The 19,899-nt window shown below is 65.0% G+C and carries 22 protein-coding genes; 11 read left to right on the top strand and 11 right to left on the bottom strand.

What is annotated here, in order from left to right:
* Nucleotides 1–18 precede the first annotated feature (18 nt).
* Entirely contained in the window at nt 19–429 is a 411-nt protein-coding gene (locus CSC67_RS12750) for a RidA family protein (RefSeq protein ID WP_118994904.1), read from the top strand.
* 781 nt (nt 430–1,210) lie between these two features.
* Here CSC67_RS12750 and hemL read toward each other — a convergent pair.
* The 3 genes from hemL to thiD form a co-directional block, all read right to left on the bottom strand.
* Complete coding sequence (hemL, locus tag CSC67_RS12745; RefSeq protein WP_118994903.1) at nt 1,211–2,488, bottom strand: glutamate-1-semialdehyde 2,1-aminomutase; 1,278 nt, start codon at nt 2,486–2,488, stop codon at nt 1,211–1,213.
* 143 nt (nt 2,489–2,631) lie between these two features.
* Complete coding sequence (gene thiE / locus CSC67_RS12740) at nt 2,632–3,306, bottom strand: thiamine phosphate synthase (RefSeq protein ID WP_118994902.1); 675 nt, start codon at nt 3,304–3,306, stop codon at nt 2,632–2,634.
* Nucleotides 3,296–4,102 carry a bifunctional hydroxymethylpyrimidine kinase/phosphomethylpyrimidine kinase gene (gene thiD, locus CSC67_RS12735; protein WP_118995056.1) on the bottom strand — a complete coding sequence of 269 codons (807 nt, stop codon included), beginning with the start codon at nt 4,100–4,102 and terminating at the stop codon, nt 3,296–3,298. Before thiD ends, thiE begins: the two co-directional genes overlap by 11 nt.
* A gap of 164 nt (nt 4,103–4,266) precedes the next feature.
* Between thiD and CSC67_RS12730 the strand changes: the two genes are divergently transcribed.
* From CSC67_RS12730 to CSC67_RS12715, 4 genes are read left to right on the top strand one after another with little or no spacing between them, the layout of a single operon-like run.
* Nucleotides 4,267–4,431 (top strand): rubredoxin, encoded by a 165-nt coding sequence (locus CSC67_RS12730; protein ID WP_026068197.1) that lies wholly within the window; start codon nt 4,267–4,269, stop codon nt 4,429–4,431.
* 41 nt (nt 4,432–4,472) lie between these two features.
* Entirely contained in the window at nt 4,473–5,063 is a 591-nt protein-coding gene (locus CSC67_RS12725; RefSeq protein ID WP_118994901.1) for a YqgE/AlgH family protein, read from the top strand.
* Nucleotides 5,056–5,472, top strand: coding sequence for a Holliday junction resolvase RuvX (gene ruvX / locus CSC67_RS12720; RefSeq protein ID WP_118994900.1), 417 nt, complete (start codon nt 5,056–5,058; stop codon nt 5,470–5,472). Before CSC67_RS12725 ends, ruvX begins: the two co-directional genes overlap by 8 nt.
* A 35-nt stretch (nt 5,473–5,507) precedes the next feature.
* Nucleotides 5,508–6,299, top strand: a complete 792-nt coding sequence (locus CSC67_RS12715; RefSeq protein ID WP_118994899.1) for a lysophospholipid acyltransferase family protein — start codon at nt 5,508–5,510, stop codon at nt 6,297–6,299.
* Nucleotides 6,300–6,321: 22 nt separating this feature from the next.
* Here CSC67_RS12715 and CSC67_RS12710 read toward each other — a convergent pair whose 3' ends face one another.
* The 8 genes from CSC67_RS12710 to mpl form a co-directional block, all read right to left on the bottom strand.
* Entirely contained in the window at nt 6,322–7,164 is an 843-nt protein-coding gene (locus tag CSC67_RS12710) for a symmetrical bis(5'-nucleosyl)-tetraphosphatase (protein ID WP_118994898.1), read from the bottom strand.
* Nucleotides 7,161–8,339, bottom strand: coding sequence for an LPS export ABC transporter permease LptG (gene lptG / locus CSC67_RS12705; RefSeq protein ID WP_118994897.1), 1,179 nt, complete (start codon nt 8,337–8,339; stop codon nt 7,161–7,163). The genes CSC67_RS12710 and lptG overlap by 4 nt, the downstream gene beginning before the upstream one ends.
* Nucleotides 8,340–8,453: 114 nt before the next feature.
* Nucleotides 8,454–9,170 carry a monofunctional biosynthetic peptidoglycan transglycosylase gene (gene mtgA, locus CSC67_RS12700; RefSeq protein WP_118994896.1) on the bottom strand — a complete coding sequence of 239 codons (717 nt, stop codon included), beginning with the start codon at nt 9,168–9,170 and terminating at the stop codon, nt 8,454–8,456.
* A gap of 3 nt (nt 9,171–9,173) precedes the next feature.
* Nucleotides 9,174–10,028, bottom strand: a complete 855-nt coding sequence (gene aroE, locus CSC67_RS12695) for a shikimate dehydrogenase (RefSeq protein WP_118994895.1) — start codon at nt 10,026–10,028, stop codon at nt 9,174–9,176.
* A complete protein-coding gene (locus CSC67_RS12690; protein WP_118994894.1) occupies nt 10,025–10,924 on the bottom strand; it encodes an energy transducer TonB in 900 nt (299 codons plus the stop codon). The genes aroE and CSC67_RS12690 overlap by 4 nt, the downstream gene beginning before the upstream one ends.
* A gap of 12 nt (nt 10,925–10,936) precedes the next feature.
* Entirely contained in the window at nt 10,937–12,823 is a 1,887-nt protein-coding gene (locus CSC67_RS12685) for a ribonuclease catalytic domain-containing protein (RefSeq protein WP_118994893.1), read from the bottom strand.
* A gap of 90 nt (nt 12,824–12,913) precedes the next feature.
* Nucleotides 12,914–13,507, bottom strand: coding sequence for a YqiA/YcfP family alpha/beta fold hydrolase (locus CSC67_RS12680; RefSeq protein WP_118994892.1), 594 nt, complete (start codon nt 13,505–13,507; stop codon nt 12,914–12,916).
* Nucleotides 13,504–14,889 carry a UDP-N-acetylmuramate:L-alanyl-gamma-D-glutamyl-meso-diaminopimelate ligase gene (mpl, locus tag CSC67_RS12675; RefSeq protein ID WP_118994891.1) on the bottom strand — a complete coding sequence of 462 codons (1,386 nt, stop codon included), beginning with the start codon at nt 14,887–14,889 and terminating at the stop codon, nt 13,504–13,506. The genes CSC67_RS12680 and mpl overlap by 4 nt, the downstream gene beginning before the upstream one ends.
* 100 nt (nt 14,890–14,989) lie before the next feature.
* On the opposite strand from mpl, the gene CSC67_RS12670 reads away from it, so the two are divergent.
* The 6 genes from CSC67_RS12670 (at nt 14,990) to CSC67_RS12645 (ending at nt 19,891) form a co-directional block, all read left to right on the top strand.
* Nucleotides 14,990–15,487, top strand: a complete 498-nt coding sequence (locus tag CSC67_RS12670; RefSeq protein WP_167752885.1) for a TlpA family protein disulfide reductase — start codon at nt 14,990–14,992, stop codon at nt 15,485–15,487.
* Nucleotides 15,488–15,570: 83 nt separating this feature from the next.
* Nucleotides 15,571–16,005, top strand: coding sequence for a type II 3-dehydroquinate dehydratase (gene aroQ / locus CSC67_RS12665; RefSeq protein WP_118995055.1), 435 nt, complete (start codon nt 15,571–15,573; stop codon nt 16,003–16,005).
* 87 nt (nt 16,006–16,092) lie between these two features.
* Nucleotides 16,093–16,536 (top strand): acetyl-CoA carboxylase biotin carboxyl carrier protein, encoded by a 444-nt coding sequence (gene accB, locus CSC67_RS12660; protein WP_118994889.1) that lies wholly within the window; start codon nt 16,093–16,095, stop codon nt 16,534–16,536.
* A gap of 7 nt (nt 16,537–16,543) precedes the next feature.
* Nucleotides 16,544–17,890, top strand: coding sequence for an acetyl-CoA carboxylase biotin carboxylase subunit (gene accC / locus CSC67_RS12655; protein ID WP_118994888.1), 1,347 nt, complete (start codon nt 16,544–16,546; stop codon nt 17,888–17,890).
* 59 nt (nt 17,891–17,949) lie between these two features.
* On the top strand, nt 17,950–18,864 hold the full coding sequence (gene prmA, locus CSC67_RS12650) for a 50S ribosomal protein L11 methyltransferase (RefSeq protein WP_118994887.1): 915 nt from the start codon (nt 17,950–17,952) through the stop codon (nt 18,862–18,864).
* Between the two features lie 19 nt (nt 18,865–18,883).
* Complete coding sequence (locus tag CSC67_RS12645) at nt 18,884–19,891, top strand: zinc-ribbon and DUF3426 domain-containing protein (protein ID WP_118994886.1); 1,008 nt, start codon at nt 18,884–18,886, stop codon at nt 19,889–19,891.
* The last annotated feature ends 8 nt before the right edge of the window (nt 19,892–19,899 follow it).

Here is a 19,899-nt window from a genome sequence, read left to right as displayed (position 1 = left end):
TTTTAACGAGAGGAATGAATGAAAATCCTGCAACCATCCGACTGGGCTCCCCCGCGCGGTTACTCCAACGGCATCATGAGCGAACTGACCGTCGGCAGCCGCATCATCTTCGTGGGCGGACAGGTCGCCTGGAATGCCCAGCAGCAGTTCGAGTCGGACGACCTGGCCGAACAGGTCGGCCAGACGCTGCGCAACATCGTGGCCATCCTCAAGGAAGGCGGCGCGGGCCCCGAGCACATCACGCGCATGACGTGGTACGTGGTCGACAAGAAGGAGTACGTCGCATCGCTGCGCGAGATCGGCCAGCACTACCGTGAAATCATCGGCCGCAACTTCCCGGCCATGACGGCGGTCGAGGTGGCCGACCTGGTCGAAGACCGCGCCAAGGTCGAGATCGAAGTCACGGCCGTCGTGCCTCCCGCGCAGTAAGCGGCACGTACGCCGGGCCCGCGCGGTATTCGGGCCAGTTCAAAGCAAAAGCCCACGAAGACATGTCTTCGTGGGCTTTTGCTTTGAATGGCTGATGCTGGTTCGTTTGTGTTCTTGAGCGCGTTTCAGGGTATTTGACGTTCTGCTTTGTGTTCTTGAATGTGTTTGGTGAAATAGTCGGCGTCCGGCTTTGTGTTCTTGAGAGCCGTCGGAGGCGATGCGGTTTAGGCCGGGCGGTCGGGCGGTCCGAGGCAGCGCCCTCCAACGCCCGGCCTAAACCGCATCGCCTCCGACGGCTTGCGGTAGCGGCTGGCCATGGATGTGGGCCTCTTAATTGCGGCACTCTAATGTAGTGAGTTCTCGAGCTTGCGGCTCATTGGGACGTGGCAGAAACTCGAGTTTGCCATTGACCATAGACGCAGCCAGAACGTGATGTGCACGAGAGCCGATATTCCATACACGCGTTTAACGCCGGCTTGCCGGCATGTGCGGCCTGCGTAAACACAAGCCGCTGGAGGCGGGCGCATTTGGGCCGGGCGTTGGAGGGCGCTGCCTCGGACCGCCCGACCGCCCGGCCCAAATGCGCCCGCCTCCAGCGGCGTTTAAAAACCCAAAAACACTATCACAAACGAGCTCCAACGCGCGGGGAGACAGGCGAGCCTGGGTCCAGGACGGCTTTTGTGACAATGGCCGCACTGGCGAATCCCAATCATCGACATGCGTGGGCCGAAATCGGGATAGCGGGCGGACATCAGCCTCCCACAGCGTGGGGACACTTATCTCAAAGCGTGGCAAACACCTCTTCAGCCGCATCCAGCGTAGCCTGGATGACCGCATCGTCGTGCGTGGACGACACGAAGCCTGCCTCGAACGCCGATGGGGCAAGATACACGCCCCGTATCAGCATGCCATGGAAGAACTTCTTGAAGCGCTCCACATCGGACGCCGACACTTCCTCGAAGGTCGTGGGAACGCCCTCGCGAAAATAAATGCCGAACATGCCGCCGACATGATCCGCGCTGAAGGGCACCTTTGCCGCGCGAGCCCGTTCTGCCAGGCCATCGGCCAGCTTCCCGGTCTGGGCCGACAGCCTGTCGTAGAAACCTTCCTCGGACAGCAGGCGCAGGGTGGTGAGCCCGGCGGCGACAGCCACCGGATTGCCAGACAGCGTGCCGGCCTGGTAGACCGGCCCCAGGGGCGCGATGTGCTCCATGATGTCGGCGCGCCCGCCGAAGGCGCCCACCGGCATGCCGCCGCCGATGACCTTGGCCAGCGTGGTGATGTCCGGCGTGACGCCGGTCAGCCCCTGAACGCCCTGCGGCCCGGCGCGAAAGCCGGTCATGACCTCGTCGAATATCAGCAGCGCGCCGTACTCGGTGCAAAGCCGGCGCAGGCCTTCGAGAAAGCCCGGCGCCGGCTTGACGAGATTCATGTTGCCCGCGATGGGCTCGACGATGATGCAGGCGATTTCACTGCCGAACTCCTTGAAGGCGGCTTCGACCGCCTCGAGGCGGTTGTAGTCCAGCACCAGCGTGTGCTGGATGAACTCCGGCGGCACGCCGGCCGACGTGGGATTGCCGAAGGTGAGCATGCCCGAGCCCGCCTTGACCAGCAGGCTGTCGGCGTGGCCGTGGTAGCAGCCTTCGAACTTGATGATCTTGGAACGGCCGGTGACGCCGCGCGCCAGCCGTATGGCCGACATGGTGGCCTCGGTGCCCGAGCTGACCAGGCGCACCTTCTCGATGGACGGAATGCGCGCGACGATGGCCTCGGCAATCTCGATTTCGCCCTCGGTGGGTGCGCCGAACGACAGGCCGTTGACGGCGGTTTCCTGCACGACGCGCACGATGTCGGGGTGGGCATGGCCCAGGATGGCGGGGCCCCACGAGCCGACGTAGTCGATGTAGCGGTGATCTTCGGCATCCCAGATATAGGGGCCTTGGGCTCGCTTGACGAAGCGCGGCACGCCGCCCACCGAGCGGAAGGCGCGCACGGGCGAGTTGACGCCGCCCGGAATGGTCTGGCAGGCGCGTTCGAATAAAGAGGCGTTACGGGGCATGATGAAGAGTCCGGATCAAAAGTGATGCAGTCGCGACGCGCTCGGGCGCGGATCGCGTCAAAGTCATAAGCATACCAAGCGCACGTATGCGGCATGGAAAGCGGCGCGGCGCGGGAAGCGCCTTTCGGCGGCTGGCCGGAGCCTTACCCCGCGTTGAACAGAGCGCTGAAACGCGCGGCCGCCGCCCGGATGTCGGGCGCCTCGAACAGGCCGCTGATGACGGCGAGGCTGTCGGCTCCCGCATCGACCACCGGGCCGGCGTTCTCGGCCGTGATGCCGCCGATGGCCACCACGGCGGCGCGCGGGGTTTGCATTGATTCTTCCGCCTGCACGACGAGGCCTTGCCCGGCGCGGATGTGGTCGAGCGTGGCATGCACGGCATCGGGCTTGATCTGCGACGGATACACCGCGCCAAAGGCGACATAGTCGGCGCCGTCCCGCAGCGCCTGGACGGCGAGTTCGGGCTGGTTGTAGCAGGAAGCGCCCAGGATGCGCCCCGGGCCCAGCGCGCGGCGCGCAAGGTGCAGGGGTCCGTCGTCGCGCCCCAGATGCACGCCGTCGGCGTCCAGGCGCAAGGCGGTTTCCACGCTGTCGTTGACGATGAAGACCACGCCGAGCGCGCGGCACAGGTCGCGCAGGCTGGCCGCCTGGGCCAGCCGGTCTGCCGGATCGCCCGTCTTGCGCCGCCATTGCAGCGCGCTCATGCCGCCTTGCGCCGCTCGTTCCACGGCCGCAAGCAGCCGGTCGGTGTCATGCCAGTCGGGCGTGATGCCGTAGAGTCCGCGTGGAAAGCGTGTGGAGCAGGAACTATTCTTCATGAGTGGACCGGTCGATGATGCGGTAGCCCATGCCGGGCTGGAACGTCGAGGTTGCAAGATGGGCAACCTTCTTGATCGCGCTATCGACCGCATGGGGCATGGGCAGCCCGCGGGCGAGTTCGAGCGTTGCGGCGCAGGCGAGCGGGCCGTCGCTGTCGCTGAGCCGCGTGCTGGGCGGCTGCCAGAGCCAGTTGAAGGTGGCTTGTTCGGGCCCGTGCAGCAAATGGGCGCCTTGCCCGGGCCGGATGGGGGTGCCCGTAGTCAACACCCATTGGGCTCCGAACTGGCGCAGCGCCACGGCGGGCGTGCCGTTCTCGATGGCGGGCAGTATGCCGTCGTTCTGCCAGTGCGCCAGCAGGCCGTGCTCGGCCAACACCAGGTCGGCCTGGGGCAGCAGCAGTTCGAAGATGGCGGCCAGGACTTCTTCCGGGTCGCTGTCGTCGGCCGCCTCGGTATCGAGCGGCGTACCGAGCTGCAGCACGAGCGGCAGCTGGCTGTAGTCGGCGGCGATCTGCGCCAGCACCCGCACCGCGTCGGTGCTGTACAGCGGCCCGGCCTTGATGGCCTGCACATTCATGTCCTCGAGAAGGCAGCGCGCCTGGTCGTCGATGAACTCGGGCGTCATGGCGCACACGTCTTCGATGCTGGCAGTATCCTGCACATGGATCGCGGTGACCACGCTGAGCGCATGGCCGCCGAGGCTGGCGCAGGTCACGGCGTCGGCCGGCAGATTGCCCGACCCGCTCGGGTCGAACGGGCCAAAAAAAAGAACCAGGGTGGGGTCAGGGGAGGGCACGGACTTTGGAGCGGAGTTGGGGAATTGTTTGGAAACTTTGGTGCGGATCAAGAAGGAAGGCTATTGGGTTTAGTAATATTGACCCCATTCTAATAGAAGCGTTGAGAATCCGGACGAGAAATTCGCCGCTTCGAGCCCCCTATTTTTTTCTGAGAGTAACGAACATGCGTACCTGGATGTGCCTGATATGTGGTTGGATCTATGATGAAGAAGCCGGCGTTCCCGAAGAGGGCATCGCCCCGGGCACACGCTGGGAAGACGTACCGCCCAACTGGGTCTGCCCCGAGTGCGGGGCCCGCAAGGAAGACTTCGAGCTCGTGGAGGTGTAAGCTTATTGAAACGGCGATTTCCGCAGACAGGAGGCAATACCATGTCAGCTAGTAAAGATTCAGGTACCGGACCGATCGTCGACCTATCCCGGCAGTTCCTGCTCGCCATGCCCGGCATGGTGGGCGGCAACCTGGCCAACACCGTCATCTATGTTTGCGAACACACTCACCACGGAGCTTTGGGGCTGGTGGTGAATCGCCCCACCGATCTCACCGTGGGCAATCTTCTGCAGCGCATCGACCTCGACCTCTCCCTCGAGATCGGGCCCGTCCAGGATACCCCTGTCTTTTTCGGCGGGCCGGTGCAGACCGACCGCGGGTTCGTGCTGCATGCGCCCGCCGGCGAATACAGTTCCAGCATCCCGCTGGGCGAACTGGCCCTTACCACCTCGCGCGACGTGCTCCAGGAAGTCGCCGAGGGGCGCGGTCCCAAGCATCTGCTCGTCACCCTGGGTTATGCGGGCTGGGGCGCCGGCCAGCTCGAAAGCGAAATGGCCCAGAACGCCTGGCTCAACGTCACCGCATCCAACGACATACTCTTCAGCGTCCCGCCCGAAGAGCGCTACGAGGCGGCCCTCGGCGTCCTGGGCATCAGTTCCGCCATGCTGGCGGGCGACGCGGGCCATGCCTGAGGAAACCCTGCTGGCCTTCGATTACGGGTTGAAAAAAATCGGTGTCGCGGTGGGCAACACCCTGACTCGCCAGGCCAGGCCTCTGAAGATACTGGTTCCTGTTACACGCGAACAGCGTTTCGAAGCCATTGCCGCGCTGCTTGGCGAATGGCAGCCCGATCGCGTGGTGGTGGGCCTGCCGCTGGCGGTCGACGGCGGTGAGCAATACCACTCGCTGCGCTGCCGCCGCTTCGCCAATCAGTTGCGGGGCCGCTTCGGCGTCGCGGCCGAGCTCGTCGACGAGCGCGGCAGCAGCATCGAGGCCCAGCTTGCACTGGGCAACAACGAGGCCGACGACGCCATGGCCGCAGCCATCATCCTGCAGCGCTATTTCGACGCATTGCCGAAAGGTAATATCATTACGCCCTAACCTCAGAACAAGTCGTCGGAACAGAGAGTCCCATTTTGAGTTTTTTGCTTGTCTTGCTGCGGCTGCCCTTCATCCTGGTGTGGCTGGTGTCCAGCCTGTTGTCGGTTGCGACGATCTATCCCCTGGTGTCGCCCGCGATGCGGGGCCGCATGAACAAAGCCTGGTCGTGGACACTGGTGCGCCTCTGCGGCGTAAGGGTCGATGTCGTGGGCGAGCCGCACATGCCGGGCCCGGCATTATGGGTGGCGAACCATGTGTCATGGATAGACATCTTCATCCTCGCCGGCGTGCGCAGCGTTTTTTTTGTGGCCAAGAGCGAGATCCGCTCCTGGCCGGTGGTGGGCTGGCTGGTGGCCAAGGTGGGCACGGTGTTTCTGCAGCGCGGCCAGCGGCATTCGCTGCGCCAGGTCGGCGAGCAGATGCAGGTCCGCTTCCAGCGTGGCGAGATCATCGGTCTTTTTGCCGAGGGCACCACGTCCACGGGCTTCGATGTGCTGCCGTTCCATTCCAGCCTGTTCGACCCGGCCATACGCGCTCAGGTGGACATACAACCGGTCGCACTGCGTTTCATGTATCGGGGCCGGCGCAGCGATTTCGCATCGTTCGTGGGCGAGGAAACGCTGGTGGCCAATCTGTGGACCCTCTTGCGCGCTACGGAGGTATCGGTCGAGGTGGAGTTTCTGCCGATGATCAGCGCGGCGCAATGCCGGGAATTGGGCCGCAACGAAGTGGCCCGCCACGCCGAGCAGGCGATCCGCCAGGCCGTGCAGCTTGCGCCCGATTGCCAAGCCGAAACGCTGGCGTCTTCATCACGCGAGCCCGCCTGACGTCCGATCACCCGTCGGGCGGTCAGGATGCATCGGCGTGATTGCCGCAATCTATCTGGATCACTTTGCGGTCCGCCAGCCGCACCGCCGTCAGGCGCCGTCCCCATACGCAGCCGGTATCCAGGCAGATGACGTCCGGACGCATCAGCAGGCCCAGCGTGGACCAGTGGCCGAACACGATGGTGGCTTCGTCCCGTGTGCGGCGTTCCGGCGCATCGTACCAGGGCAGCAGCCCCGAGATTTCCCAGTCCTGCTTGGTGGGCGCCAGCTTGTGGCGAAACTCCATGCGGCCCTGCGCATCGCACATGCGTAGCCGGGTGAGGGCATTGATGACGATGCGCCGCCGCTCGTCGCCCTCGAGGTCGTCCCGCCATTGCGAGGGCTCATTGCCATACATGGTTTGAAGCCGTTCGCGCCAATCGGGCGCCCGCAGGTCGCGCTGCACTTCGGCGGCCAGCCTCGCGACGTCGGCGACGCGCCATTGCGGCAGCACGCCGGCGTGCACCAGCAGATGGCCGTGTTCATGATGCGCCAGCGGGCGATGACGGATCCAATCGAGCAGATCTTCGGCGTCGGGCGCGTCCAGAATCTCGTCGAAAGTGTCGGACTTGCCCGGCTTGCGCACGCCCGCGGCGATGCCGAGCAGATGCAGGTCGTGGTTTCCCAGTACGGAGATGGCGCGGTCGCCCATGGCCATGACGCGGCGAAGGGTCTGCAGCGAGGCCGGGCCCCGGTTGATGAGGTCGCCGGCGAACCAGAAGCGGGGCTCGTCGCCGGCTGCGATGTCGGGGTGATCGAGCAGCGCTTCCAATGAGCGGCAGCAGCCCTGCAGGTCGCCCACCATCCAGATATCGGAAGCGCTCATGCCGCCGCCTTGCTCCAGGGCCAGCGCGCCTGCGCCGCGCGCCGCACATTATGCTGGTTCTCCATGAGGATGAGGCCGCCGAATGCCAGGACGAGCGCCGCCAGATTGGGCACCAGGGCGGTGACCCATGGAGGCCATTTGCCCAGCATGCCCACATTGAGCGCCAGCTGGTTGATCATGAAGAAGCCCACGCCGAGCAGGATGCCGATGAACACCTTGCCTCCGACGCCGCCGCGCCGCGTCTGCATGAAGCCGATCGGAGCCGCGATGGTGATCATCACGAGCAGGGTGAAGGGATAGGCGAGCTTGCGCCACAGCGCCACGATCTGGCGCTCGGTCTGCAAATTGTTGCTTGCGAGGTAGTCGATATAGTCGAGCAGCACCGAGATGGACATCCGTTCGGGCGTCAGGATGCGGGCGATCAGGCGTTCGGAGGTGAGCGTGGTGGAGAGCTCGCGCTTTTCGACCTGATGTATCTGGGTCAGGGGCGTGGCGGGCGCCTGCGCGTCGGCCAGCGCCATCAGGGCGTTGTCGTCGATGTGGGTTTCGGTGACGCCCGTGAGCACCAGCTTGCCCTGCTCGAAGTGCCCGTCCTTGGCTCGCGACAGGCGCGCCAGCTCCTGGTCCTTGCGGAACTCGTACACCGTGACGTCGCTGACGCCGCCATTGGCCTTGAGTTCTGAAATATTGATGATGCGGTTGCCCCCGGTGGAGCCTTCTTCTTTGAACCAGTAGCCGCTGTTGAGCCGGCCCCCGCCGGCGCGGCCCAGCAGCGAGAGGTTGGCTTCGCTGTATTTGATCTCGGCCGCCGGCGTCACCACCTCGGACAGCACGAAGGCGCCGATGACCCAGGGCACGGTGATGATCCACAGCATGGCCAGAAGCTTGATGCCGCTGACTCCGGAGACGCGCAGGATGACCAGTTCGTTGCGCTGCGCCAGGCTGGCGAGCGCAAGAATGGCTCCGATCAGCAGGCCGATCGGCAGCAGTTCGTACAGCCTCGTCGGCAGCTGCAAGGCCTGCAGATAGAACAGATTGAGCAGGGTGAACTTGGAGCCGACGTTGTCGAGCTCTTCGATCAGGGCGAAGAAGGTGAACAAGCCCACCAGCGCCAGCAGCACGACGGCGCAGGAGCGATAGATTTCGCGGGCAAGATAACGGCGGGCGGTACGCATGGGCAACTATTCTGGACTCATAGGAGGCACCCGCCCCGTCGGGCGGATACACGGAAGCTTAACAAATGCGGGGCTGTCATCGGGCGTTTTCGCATCCAGGCAGGAAGGGGCGGGTCAGGGAATCTCGACCAGCCGCATGCGCTTCTGGATGGTGGCGGTGCGCGAGCGCAAGTACGATGTATCGCCGCGTTTGTCATAGTACGCCGGATTGGGCAGCATCGCCGCCAGCCTGGCCGCCTGGGCGCTGCCGAGGCGCGCCGCGCTGCCGCGGTAATAATGCGCCGCGGCCGCTTCGGCGCCGAACACGTTTTCTCCCCATTGCGCCAGATTCAGATACAGCTCCAGGATGCGCTGCTTGCTCATGACGGATTCGATCATGTAGGTCAGCGCCAGTTCCTGCGCCTTGCGCCAGTACGAGCGCTCGCTGGACAGAAAGAGGTTTTTTGCCAGCTGCTGGGTAATGGTCGACCCGCCGCGCACCCGGTTGCGGCCCTGTTCGGCCTGGCGCGCATTGTATTCCCACGCTTTCTTGATCGCCTCCCACTCCACCCCGTCATGGGCGACGAAATTGGCGTCTTCCGAAGCGATTACGGCGCGCTTGAGATTGTTGCTGATGCGGTCGTACGGCACCCACTGATAGCGGATGACGGCATCCGGGTTTTCGCGCCTGAGCTCGGCCCGGGTGGCCTTCATGAAGGCGCTGCTGCCCGGGTCGTGGAAACACAGCCACACCACCATCACGAACAGCCCGAACTGGTACAGCAGAAAGGCGAACAGCGCCAGCAGCAGGGCGGTGGCCGCCACCTTGAGCTTGGAGATCCGCCGCGCCATGGGTCAGCGCCCTTGCATCCGGCTGCGCAAATGCGCCAGCACGGGCCCTGCGTCGGGCCGCACGCCGTTCCATATGAAGAAAGCTTCGGCGGCCTGTTCGACCAGCATGCCCAGCCCGTCGGCGACATGGCCGGCCCCCGCTGCGCGAGCCTGGACCAGAAAGGGGGTGGGATGAGGCCCGTACATCATGTCATAGGCCAGGGCGCCGGGGGCGTACCGGGCGCTGGCAATGGCGGGGGCTTCGCCCGCCAGGCTGCTCGAGGTGGCGTTGATGACGATGTCCCATTCGCCCTCGGCCCGGTCCAGGGCTCCGGCCGAAACCTTGCCGGCATGCTCGGCCAGTTGGGCGTCCAGATGGTCTTTCAGACCTTGTGCCCGCCCGGCGCTGCGGTTGACGATGCGAAGCCGGGCGCAGCCCGCCTCGAGCAAGGGAAACAGGACGCCCTTGGCCGCCCCTCCGGCGCCGATGAGCAGCACGCGTTTGCCGGCCACGTCGATGCCCTGTCGGGCAATGTCGGCGAGCAGGCCCACGCCGTCCGTATTGCAGCCCCGCAGCCCGCCGTCCTGCATCCACAGGGTGTTGACGGCGCCGGCCAGGCGGGCGCGCTCGGACAGGCCCGTGCCGCACAATGCATGGGCTTCTTCCTTGAACGGCACGGTCACGTTCAGGCCCCAGCCTCCCTGGGCGAAGAAGCCGTCCACGCTGCGGGCGAATCCGTCCAGCGGGCTTTCGAGCAGCCCATAGCGCAGGGGGATGCCGGTCTGGCGGCCGAACGCTTCATGGATGGCCGGCGACCGGCTGTGCTTGACCGGATTGCCGACCACGGCGAAACGCCGTGTGGAAGGGGAGTCGTTCATGGGGTTTCCGTGGACAATCGGTTATGGGTGAAATGCCAGGTGCGCGTGATGGCCAGCACGTCGGTGCGGCGGGCGATCGAATCGGGCAGCGGGGCGAAGGGCGCGGCAAGCTGCACGATGCGCTGCGCGGCGAGATTCAGCACCGCATGCTCGGAGGGCCGATCGATGTCGATGCGCTGAAGGTCGCCATTGCTCTTGATGTAGACGGTAAGCCGCAGCGTGCCGTAGACCCTGCCGCGCGCTTCGGCGGGATAGTGTTCGGTGCCCAGCAGTTCTATCCGCTGGCGCCAGGCTTCGACATACTGGGCGTAGTCCACCTCTTGGGCCGCCGGGCCGACGAACCGCTGGCGCGGCTGGGCGTTGTAGCGCTCTATCTCTTCCTTGAGCGCGTTGATGCGCGCATTCAGCACCAGGCTGTCCTGCACCAGGGCGTCTTCTCCCGGTGCGTCCGACTGCTGCAGCAGATCGGGCTTTTTGCGCGCCTCGGGGACGGCCTGGCTGGCCTGCAATTGCGCATAAAGCCTTTCCTGTTCTGACTCCAGCTGCGCCTGGCGCTTGCGCAGCGCCTCGAGCACGATCTGGTCGGGAGAATCGGCCGCCGTGCGCGGCAGGGGCGACGAGGCGACGTCACGGCCGCCGTCGCCGCCGGCGTTCACTTGCTGCTGCGCGAGCACTTGCGGCTGCGCCGGCGCGGTTTCCGTGCGAGCGTTCACCAGCGTGACTTCGAGCCTGCTGTCGGAGCGCACGGGCGCCGACGAGGCGCCATGGAAGCGCAGCGCCAGCAGCGCGGCGTGAATGCACAGGGACAGCACCAGCGCCAGCGGCAGATAGCCGCCCCGGGCATGGGGCCGCGATATCAGCGTCCATATCAAGAGGGGGCCGGTCGCGGTCTTCATGGCGGGCCCGGTTCAAGGAGCGGCTGTACCCAGATAGCGGCATTGCAGCTCCAGCGACAGTTCGTCGCAGCCCATTACTTCGAGGTCGACGGCCTGGCCGCGCTCGAATTCGGGCATGCCCGCCACCCGTATGACCAGCGGCACGCCGTCGAGCCGCACGAGGTCGTCGCGCAATACCTGGCCCTGCACCCGCTTGACGTCATTCTGTTGAATCCAGCGCAGGCACCAATACCGCTCCATGTCGTTCTGGAAGTCGTTCCAGACGGCATACTGCGAGTCGAAAGCCCCGATGATGGCGAACAGGTCGGCCTCCTTGGGTTTGAACGGCGCCACGAGCCGGGCCGAGACGCCGTGCTGCGCGGCGGCCAGTATCTGGCCCTGGTTGATCAGGTCGACGTAGCGGCGCAGCGGAGAGGTCGACCAGATGTACTGCGGAACCCCGATGGCTTCGTGAGGCAGGGATTGGGTCGACATGCGCACCCGGCCCGCCTGCTGAGAGCGGTAGATGCCCGGGACGCCATGCTGGGCCAGCAGTCCGCCCCACAAATTATTCGCCAGAATCATGTACTCGGCAACCAGGCGGTCCAGCGGCGCGTTGCGCCGCCGCGGCACGATGCGCACGATGCTGTCCGGATCGTCCGGCGCGCCTTCCAGCTGGAAGGAATACTCGACCCGGTTATTGCTCTCGGTCTTGCCCCGCACGGCATCGCGTTGCGCGCTCAGCGCCTTGGCCAGCCGCCACAAGGGGCGCAGCCAATGGCCATAGGGCAGTTCGGCCTGCGGATCGTCCAGCGCTTCCTCGGTCACCAGCGGGTCGAGCGTATTCAGGCGCAGGTTCTCGCGCACCTGCAGCATCTCGGCCCGGGTTTCGGATTCAATGATTTCGCCGGTGGTCAGGTTGGCCTGTACATACAGCGAAAGCGCCGGCCGAGGCGCGCCCGCGTCGAGCGAGAAGCGCTCGATCAAGCCTTGGGGAAGCATGGGTATTTTTTCGCCGGGCACGTAGACGGTCGACATGCGCGAACGCGCGATATCGTCCAGGGGGTTGCCGCGGATGATCGCCAGGCCCGGCGCCGCAATGTGCACGCCGACGCGCACGACTTCATCCGAAATGGCCTGCACTGAAAGCGCGTCGTCGACTTCGGTGGTCGAGGCATCGTCCACCGAATAGGCTTCGACGTCGGCGAAAGGCAAGTCCCAGTCGGGCGGCGGCAGTTCGACGGCGGGAAAACCCGTGCCCTTGGGAAAGTTCTGGGCCAGGAAACGATGCCGATGCAGGGCGAGCGGATGCGGCCAGGCGCCCAGGCGCAGCAGCAACTGCTCGGGCGTGGCGCCGGTCTGCGCGCAGGCGGCTTCGAAGGCCTTCCACTGCAGCGTGTTCTTGTCGGGGCGAGTCAACAGGGTCTTGGCCACCTCGGCGATGGGCTCGGGCAGCTGGCCGGCCGCCATCTGTTCGGTCCATTGCTGCTGCTGCTCGGCCTGCAGGCGTTTTTTTTCTATGGCCGCCAGGGCGGCCTCGAGAATGTCTGGCGGCGCGGGTCGGTAGCGGCCCTTGCCTCGGCGATGGAAGTAGGCCGGGGCGCTGTTCAGCGCGAAAATCAGCGCGGCTTTCTCGACCGCGTTGGGCGGATGGCCGAAGTATTCCTGGGCGAACTCGCAGGCGTCGAGTTCTTCCTGGGGGGCGCACTCCCACAAAAAGTCGATCTCGAGCGTCGCGGCCAGGTCGCCCGCCTGCTCGAGCAGGGCCGCCGGTTCGGGATGCTCGAACGCAAACAGCACGTTGGCTCTTTTTATTTTGCTGCGCTTGCCCGAAGCGGACTCCACCTGCAAGGTGGAGTCGCTTTCGGAGAAGATCTTCTCGGCTTTGAAGCTTCCGCTGTCTTCGTAGAGGACGTACATAGATCGATCAGTGCGGTGCCGGCGGCACCAGGGTGAATGGGAGGGCGGCCCGGATGGACTGCACGACTGCCCTTTTAGTATTAACAGGTTCTAGGAGCGGTATTGCGGCTCCAGCACGAACCGCAGCACTTCGGGCATCCATTGTTCGAAATCCGATATGCCATGGTCGCTGCCCTGGATGATGCGCCCGTGGCTGCCCGCGTACCACTGCGCCATCTCGCGCCAATCGAGCACTTCGTCCCCCGTGGCCGCCAACAGGAAATAGCGCTTCGGGTCGGCGGGCCGGCCGACGGCCATCCGCGCCAGTTCGTCGACGTGCTCGGGAAGAAAAACGAAAGGTGCGTCGCTATGGTATTGCGTGTGCTCGCCCACCTGGGTGGCCAGGTCGCGCGCCGCATGAACGACGGGATTCAGGACGACCGCGCGGCACTGTCTTTTTTCGGCCAGGCACGTTGCATAATAACCTCCCAGCGACGAGCCCATCAGGGTCAGCGGCCCGTTCTTGCCGCCATCGTGATGCAGGTCGATGAGCGCATCGCACAGTGCGATGGCCTGCGCCGGGCTGGCGGGCAGTTGCGGGCAGTGCCATTCCCCGCCATGCCCCCGTTCCCGCAGCGCACGGCCCAGCATGACTGCCTTGGCGGACGATGGCGAAGACCGGAATCCGTGCAGATAGAGAATCATGCGCCGGCCTGTGCCGGCAGGGCCAGGCGATCGAGTATTTTTTGATGTACGCCGCCGAAGCTGCCGTTGCTCATGACGAGAATGTGGTCGCCCGGCCGGGCCCGGGCGGCGATGGCCTGTACCATGGCGTCCAGGTCGGAATGCGTAAAAGCGCGTTCTCCCAGGGGCGCCAGCACCTGGGCCGGATCCCAACCGAGCGCGTGCTTGCCCTCGGTTTCGCCGTAGCAGAACACCAGGTCGGCCTGTTCCAGCGCGCCGGGCAGGCGGGCCGCCATGGCGCCCAGCTTCATGGTGTTGGAACGGGGTTCCAGCACGGCAAGAATGCGCGCGCCGCCCACTTGGCGACGAAGCCCGTCCAGGGTGGTGGCGATGGCCGTGGGGTGATGGGCGAAATCGTCGTAGACGGCGATGTCGCGCACGGTGCCGCGCAGCTCCATGCGGCGCTTGATGCCGCCGAAGCGGGAAAGGGCCTCGATGCCCGCCTTGGGCGGGACCCCCGCCTGCGTCGCGGCGGCCAGAGCGGCCAGCGCATTGAGGCGGTTATGCTCGCCGCCGAGCCCCCATGTCAAGGTGCCGGTGGCCTTGCCGTCGACGCGTACTTCGAAATGGCCGGGATGCTCGCCGGCATCATGGGCGCTCCAGCGGCCGTCCGGGCCGAAGGTTTGCACCGGCGTCCAGCAGCCGCGCTGCAGGACGGCGTCCAGGGCCTCGTCCGCATGGGGCCGGATGATGGCCCCCGAGGACGGTATGGTGCGCACCAAGTGATGGAATTGGGTCTGGATTGCCTGAAGATCGGGGAAGATGTCGGCGTGATCGTATTCCAGATTGTTGAGGATGGCGGTGCGCGGCCGATAGTGCACGAACTTCGAACGCTTGTCGAAGAAGGCCGTATCGTATTCGTCGGCCTCGATGACGAACAGGGAGCCGCCGCGGTCGTAGCGGGCCGACACTTCGAGGCCCGGCGCGATGCCGCCGATGAGGAAGTTGGGCGCCAGCCCCGCCTCGCGCAGTATCCATGCCAGCATGGAGCTGGTGCTGGTCTTGCCGTGGGTGCCCGCGACGGCCATGACATGCTGGCCGCGCAGAATCGCATCGCCCAGCCACTGCGGCCCCGACGTATAGGCCAGGCCCTGGTCCAGAATGGCTTCCATCAGGGGGTTGCCGCGGCTGACCACGTTGCCGACGACGTACAGGTCGGGCCGCAGCGATACCTGGTCCGCCGAGAAGCCTTCGATGAGTTCGATGCCTTGCTGTTGAAGCTGGGTGCTCATGGGCGGGTAGACGCCGGTGTCGCAGCCGGTCACTTTGTGGCCGGCCGCCCTCGCGATCAGCGCCAGGCCGCCCATGAAGGTGCCGCAGATGCCCAGGATGTGTAAATGCATGTGTATCCCTCCAGGCGGTATTGTAGTGATTCTGGCAGGCGCGGGCTGCGATGATAAAATCGTTGCTCATGATGAAAAACCTCCTTCCCAAGGTCGCGCCATGAAGCGGCGCGGCTTTCTTCTGCGAGCCGGCCTGCTGGCCGGCGCCGGCCTTGCCGCGGCATTTCCGTTGCCTTCGTTGGCGGCGGAAAACCTCTTTGATGCCAGCTTTCCCGATGTCGACGGCGCCGAACAGCCCATGAAGCAATGGCTGGGCAAACCCGTGGTGGTCAATTTCTGGGCCACCTGGTGCCCGCCCTGCGTCAAAGAGATGCCCGATCTCGAGGCATTGCATCAAAAGTATCCGGACGTGAACTTCCTGGGGCTGGCGGTGGACACCGCCGTCAATGTGCGCAAGTTCAACGAAAAAGTGCAGGTCAGCTATCCCTTGCTGATGATCGGGCATGGCGGCATCGAGCGCATGCGCTCCATGGGCAACCGCGCCGGAGGCCTGCCGTTCACGGTGGTCTACGACGCAAAAGGGCAGGTCGCCGAGACCATACTGGGCCAGGTCAAGCCCGCCGAACTCGAAAAAACCATTCAAGGCCTATTGGCGTAAAACCCTGCAAAAACAACGTATTTCGTGGACAAACACCCGCCTTTTGGCGTAAAAAGACGTTCTGATCCTTGACCGAAACCAACATGGCCCGAAACATCCTTGTCTTGCACGGCCCCAATCTCAATCTGCTTGGCGCCCGCGAACCGCAGGTATACGGCCGCCAGACCCTGGCCGACATCGATGCCCGGCTCCAGCAGGTGGCGGCCGAAAACGGCGCAAGATGCGCGACGTTTCAAAGCAATCACGAGGGTGAACTGGTCGATCGCATCCATAGCGCGCGCGGCGACGGCACCGACTACATTGTCATCAATGCCGGGGCCTATACCCATACCAGCGTCGCGCTGCGCGACGCCCTGGCCGCGGTCGCCATCCCGTTCATCGAAGTACATATATCCAATGTTCACAAGCGAGAGCCCTTCCGCCATCACTCCTATTTGTCCGACCTGGCTGTCGGGGTGATCGCGGGACTGGGCCCTTTTGGCTATGAAGCCGCGTTGCGCCACGCGATGGCGGACTGAATGCCGCATGCCGTTTTCATTTTCATCAATATTTTCTTTCGCTGCGGGCCGACGCCGGCCACAGTGAAATGACATGGGAAAGTCTGTATGGACCTCAGAAAACTCAAGACCCTGATCGACCTGGTTGCCGAATCGGGCATTGCCGAACTCGAAATCACCGAAGGCGAGGGCAAGGTACGCATCGTCAAGTCCGTGCCGGCGCCCCAGCCGGTGGCCTATGCGCCCGAGCCCGCCGCGGCTGCGCCCGCCCCGGCGCCCGCGGCTCCCGCTGCGCCGGCGGCCCCTGCCGCGCCTCAAGGACACGTGGTCAAGTCGCCCATGGTAGGCACCTTCTATCGGGCGCCGAACCCCGGCGCTTCGCCTTTCGTCGAAGTGGGACAGTCGGTCAAAGAAGGCGAGCCCCTGTGCATCATCGAGGCCATGAAGCTGCTGAACGAAATCGAGGCCGACAAGGCGGGCGTCATCAAAGAGATTCTGGTCGAAAATGGCGAGCCCGTCGAATACGGTCAACCTCTCTTTGTCATCGGCTGATTAATCCATGTTTGAGAAAATCCTCATCGCGAACCGGGGCGAGATCGCCCTGCGCATACAGCGAGCCTGCCGCGAACTGGACATCAAGACGGTCGTCGTCTATTCGGAAGCCGACCGCAACGCCAAATACGTGCGCCTGGCCGACGAGGCCGTGTGCATCGGTCCGGCCGCCGCGCGCGACAGCTACCTGAGCATGCCGGCGCTGATCTCGGCGGCCGAGGTCACCGACGCCGAAGCGATCCATCCCGGCTACGGCTTCCTGGCCGAGAACGCCGACTTTGCCGAGCGCGTCGAAAAAAGCGGCTTCGTCTTCATCGGTCCGCGCCCCGACACCATCCGCATGATGGGCGACAAGGTCAGCGCCAAGCAGGCCATGATCGAGGCCGGCGTGCCCGTGGTACCCGGATCGCCCGGCGCGCTGCCCGACGATCCCGAAGAGATCCAGCGCGTTGCGCGCGATATCGGCTATCCGGTCATCGTCAAGGCGGCCGGCGGCGGCGGCGGACGCGGCATGCGGGTCGTCTATACCGAAGCGGCCCTGCTCAATGCCGTGTCCATGACGCGCACCGAGGCGGGCGCGGCTTTCGGCAACCCCGAAGTCTATATGGAGAAGTTCCTCGAGAACCCACGCCATATCGAGATCCAGGTGCTGGCCGATGGCGGCCGCAACGCGGTATGGCTGGGCGAGCGCGACTGCTCCATGCAGCGCCGCCACCAGAAGGTCATCGAAGAAGCGCCGGCGCCAGGCATTGCCCGCCGGCTCATCGAGCGCATCGGCGAGCGCTGCGCGGACGCCTGCCGCAAAATGGGCTATCGCGGCGCGGGCACGTTCGAGTTCCTGTACGAAAACGGCGAGTTCTTCTTCATCGAAATGAACACCCGCATTCAGGTCGAGCACACCGTGACCGAGATGGTCACGGGCGTCGACCTGGTCGTGCAGCAGATCCTGATCGCCGCCGGCGAGAAATTCACCCTGCGCCAGCGCGACGTGCAGTTTCGGGGCCACGCCATCGAATGCCGCATCAACGCCGAAGATCCGTTCAAGTTCATCCCCAGTCCCGGCAAGATCACCAACTGGCATACGCCGGGCGGCCCGGGGGTGCGCATGGATTCGCACGTCTTCAGCGGCTACACGGTGCCGCCGAACTACGACTCCATGATCGCCAAGCTCATCACCTATGGCGACACGCGCCGCCAGGCGATAGCGCGCATGGAGATCGCCTTGTCCGAGATGGTGGTCGAGGGCATCCAGACCAATATCCCCCTGCATCGCGAGCTGATGCGCGACGGACATTTCGTCGAGGGCGGGACCAGCATCCATTATCTCGAGCACAAACTGTCGCAACGCCCCTAGGGCTAAAGGGCAGCGCCGCCGTCAATGCGGCGGCGCTTCGGCCCCTTCAGGAACAAACCATGCGTGAACTCGTGCTGCACTGCCAGGAAGCCCAGGCGGAAGCCCTATCGGATGCACTGCTCGCCGCGGGCGTGCTGTCCGTATCCGTCGAAGATGCCGACAGCGACACCGAGGCCGAGCAGCCTCTGTTCGGCGAACCGGGATCCGAGCCCGAGGTCCAGGCGTGGCGCCGCAATCGTGTCGTGGCCCTGTTGCCCGACGGCATCGATCCCGAGCAGGTGCTCGAGCAGGCGCGGGTGGCCAGCGGGCTGGACTTCATGGCCAGCGGATGGACGACCCGCGACGTGCCCGACGCCGACTGGGTCAAGCTGACGCAGGCGCAGTTCGGGCCCATTCATGTCGGCGAGCGGCTCTGGATCGTGCCGAGCTGGCATCGGGACGATCCCTCCGTACCGGCCCGGGCCGCTTCCGCGGGCGCCGTCCACATCGAACTCGATCCCGGGCTGGCGTTCGGCACCGGCAGCCATCCCACCACCCATCTGTGCCTGGAGTGGCTCGAACAGCATCTCGAGGCGGGACGATCGGTGCTGGACTATGGCTGCGGTTCGGGCATATTGGCCATCGCGGCCAAGCTGCTGGGCGCCGGGTCCACCACGGGCGTCGATATCGACGAGCAGGCCGTCCGGGCGACCGAGTACAATGCAGAGGTCAATCGCAGCGAGCTGCGCGCCATGTTGCCGGACGACCTGCCCGAAGGGCGGTTCGAAGTCGTGGTGGCGAACATATTGTCCAACCCCCTGAAGGTGCTGGCGCCCATGCTGGCCAATCGCGTCGCTCCGGGCGGGTGGCTGGTCCTGTCGGGCGTGCTCGAGCGCCAGGCACAGGAAGTCGCCCAAGCCTATGCGCCCTGGCTCGATCTGAGCGTATGGCGCGCACGAGAAGGATGGGTGTGCCTGAGCGGGCGACGCACCTGACGACGTTCAATATTTGCATATGGATCTAACCACCCGCTGTCCCCAATGCGGAGCCGAGTTTCCGGTCAGCTTGCAGCAATTGCAGCTACGCAAGGGTTATATCCGCTGTATCAATTGCGCTCACATCTTCGACGGCTACGAAGCGGTGGTGCCCGCCGCGGGGACGGAGCCCACCGTCCCGACGACTGCCCCCGCGGCGCCCGCCCCACAGACCGAACCCAGGTTTTCCGCTTCCGGCGTTCCGGCCGCGCCTGCCGCGGGCGAACCCCGGTTCATCGTTTCCGGCCCCGAGCACTCCGGCGCGGGCATTCCCATCCGCACCCGCGAGGCGGCGAGCGCCGAGCCGGCCGCGTTTACCGTGCGCGACCATGATCACCGGCCGGACGATGGCGGACGGCATACCATCGGCGATCCTGTGCCGCCGGGCGAGCATGACGGCTATCGCGACACGGGATCTGGGCTGTATGTAGAGCCTCGCCATGGCCATGAAGCGGGCCCCGAATTCGTCCACGACGATGAACAGCCCGGCGGCATCGGCCTGGGACGCGTGTTCTGGAGCCTGCTCGTGGTGCTTGGCCTGGCGGCGGCGGTGCTGCAGGCCGCATATATCTATCGGGTCCAGATCGCCAGCGAGCTGCCGTCCTTGCGGCCGGCCCTGGAGCGCTACTGCGAAACGCTGGGCTGCACGGTGGAGTACCCGCGCCGCATCGCCCAGATCGCCATCATGGATTCTTCGCTGCAGGCGATACGGGACGAAAACGAACCCCCGGATGGAAACCGCCTGATGCTCAACGTAGTGTTGCGCAACAATTACGACCGGCCGCAGCAATGGCCGACGCTGTCCGTCGAACTGGTGGATTTCTCGGGTACTGTAGCGGCAAGGCGGCTGTTGGCGCCTTCCGATTATCTGCCCGAAATTTCCTTGCAGCGGCCCTTTCCCGCCACAAGCGAGGTCCGGGTGTCCGTGCCGATCACGGTCCAGGGCGCGCAGATCAACGGTTATCAGCTCGATAAGTTCTTTCCGTAAGGGTGAAA

It is taken from the genome of Pusillimonas caeni (assembly GCF_003545815.1).
GTDB classification, from domain to species: domain Bacteria; phylum Pseudomonadota; class Gammaproteobacteria; order Burkholderiales; family Burkholderiaceae_B; genus Pusillimonas; species Pusillimonas caeni.
This window is presented reverse-complemented; position numbering and strand designations above follow the sequence as displayed.

Excerpts from the sequence above, each read along its gene's own strand:
- mtgA (WP_118994896.1), bottom strand. The coding sequence starts at position 9,170 with ATGGCGCGGCGGATCTCCAAGCTCAAGGTGGCGGCCACCGCCCTGCTG.
- CSC67_RS12710 (WP_118994898.1), bottom strand. The coding sequence starts at position 7,164 with ATGAGCGCTTCCGATATCTGGATGGTGGGCGACCTGCAGGGCTGCTGC.
- CSC67_RS12730 (WP_026068197.1), top strand. The coding sequence starts at position 4,267 with ATGCGTACCTGGATGTGCCTGATATGTGGTTGGATCTATGATGAAGAA.
- aroE (WP_118994895.1), bottom strand. The coding sequence starts at position 10,028 with ATGAACGACTCCCCTTCCACACGGCGTTTCGCCGTGGTCGGCAATCCG.
- accB (WP_118994889.1), top strand. The coding sequence starts at position 16,093 with ATGGACCTCAGAAAACTCAAGACCCTGATCGACCTGGTTGCCGAATCG.
- CSC67_RS12645 (WP_118994886.1), top strand. The coding sequence starts at position 18,884 with ATGGATCTAACCACCCGCTGTCCCCAATGCGGAGCCGAGTTTCCGGTC.
- CSC67_RS12685 (WP_118994893.1), bottom strand. The coding sequence starts at position 12,823 with ATGTACGTCCTCTACGAAGACAGCGGAAGCTTCAAAGCCGAGAAGATC.
- aroQ (WP_118995055.1), top strand. The coding sequence starts at position 15,571 with ATGGCCCGAAACATCCTTGTCTTGCACGGCCCCAATCTCAATCTGCTT.
- prmA (WP_118994887.1), top strand. The coding sequence starts at position 17,950 with ATGCGTGAACTCGTGCTGCACTGCCAGGAAGCCCAGGCGGAAGCCCTA.
- thiE (WP_118994902.1), bottom strand. The coding sequence starts at position 3,306 with ATGAAGAATAGTTCCTGCTCCACACGCTTTCCACGCGGACTCTACGGC.
- CSC67_RS12680 (WP_118994892.1), bottom strand. The coding sequence starts at position 13,507 with ATGATTCTCTATCTGCACGGATTCCGGTCTTCGCCATCGTCCGCCAAG.
- CSC67_RS12690 (WP_118994894.1), bottom strand. The coding sequence starts at position 10,924 with ATGAAGACCGCGACCGGCCCCCTCTTGATATGGACGCTGATATCGCGG.
- ruvX (WP_118994900.1), top strand. The coding sequence starts at position 5,056 with ATGCCTGAGGAAACCCTGCTGGCCTTCGATTACGGGTTGAAAAAAATC.
- CSC67_RS12725 (WP_118994901.1), top strand. The coding sequence starts at position 4,473 with ATGTCAGCTAGTAAAGATTCAGGTACCGGACCGATCGTCGACCTATCC.
- hemL (WP_118994903.1), bottom strand. The coding sequence starts at position 2,488 with ATGCCCCGTAACGCCTCTTTATTCGAACGCGCCTGCCAGACCATTCCG.
- CSC67_RS12750 (WP_118994904.1), top strand. The coding sequence starts at position 19 with ATGAAAATCCTGCAACCATCCGACTGGGCTCCCCCGCGCGGTTACTCC.
- mpl (WP_118994891.1), bottom strand. The coding sequence starts at position 14,889 with ATGCATTTACACATCCTGGGCATCTGCGGCACCTTCATGGGCGGCCTG.
- lptG (WP_118994897.1), bottom strand. The coding sequence starts at position 8,339 with ATGCGTACCGCCCGCCGTTATCTTGCCCGCGAAATCTATCGCTCCTGC.
- accC (WP_118994888.1), top strand. The coding sequence starts at position 16,544 with ATGTTTGAGAAAATCCTCATCGCGAACCGGGGCGAGATCGCCCTGCGC.
- CSC67_RS12670 (WP_167752885.1), top strand. The coding sequence starts at position 14,990 with ATGAAGCGGCGCGGCTTTCTTCTGCGAGCCGGCCTGCTGGCCGGCGCC.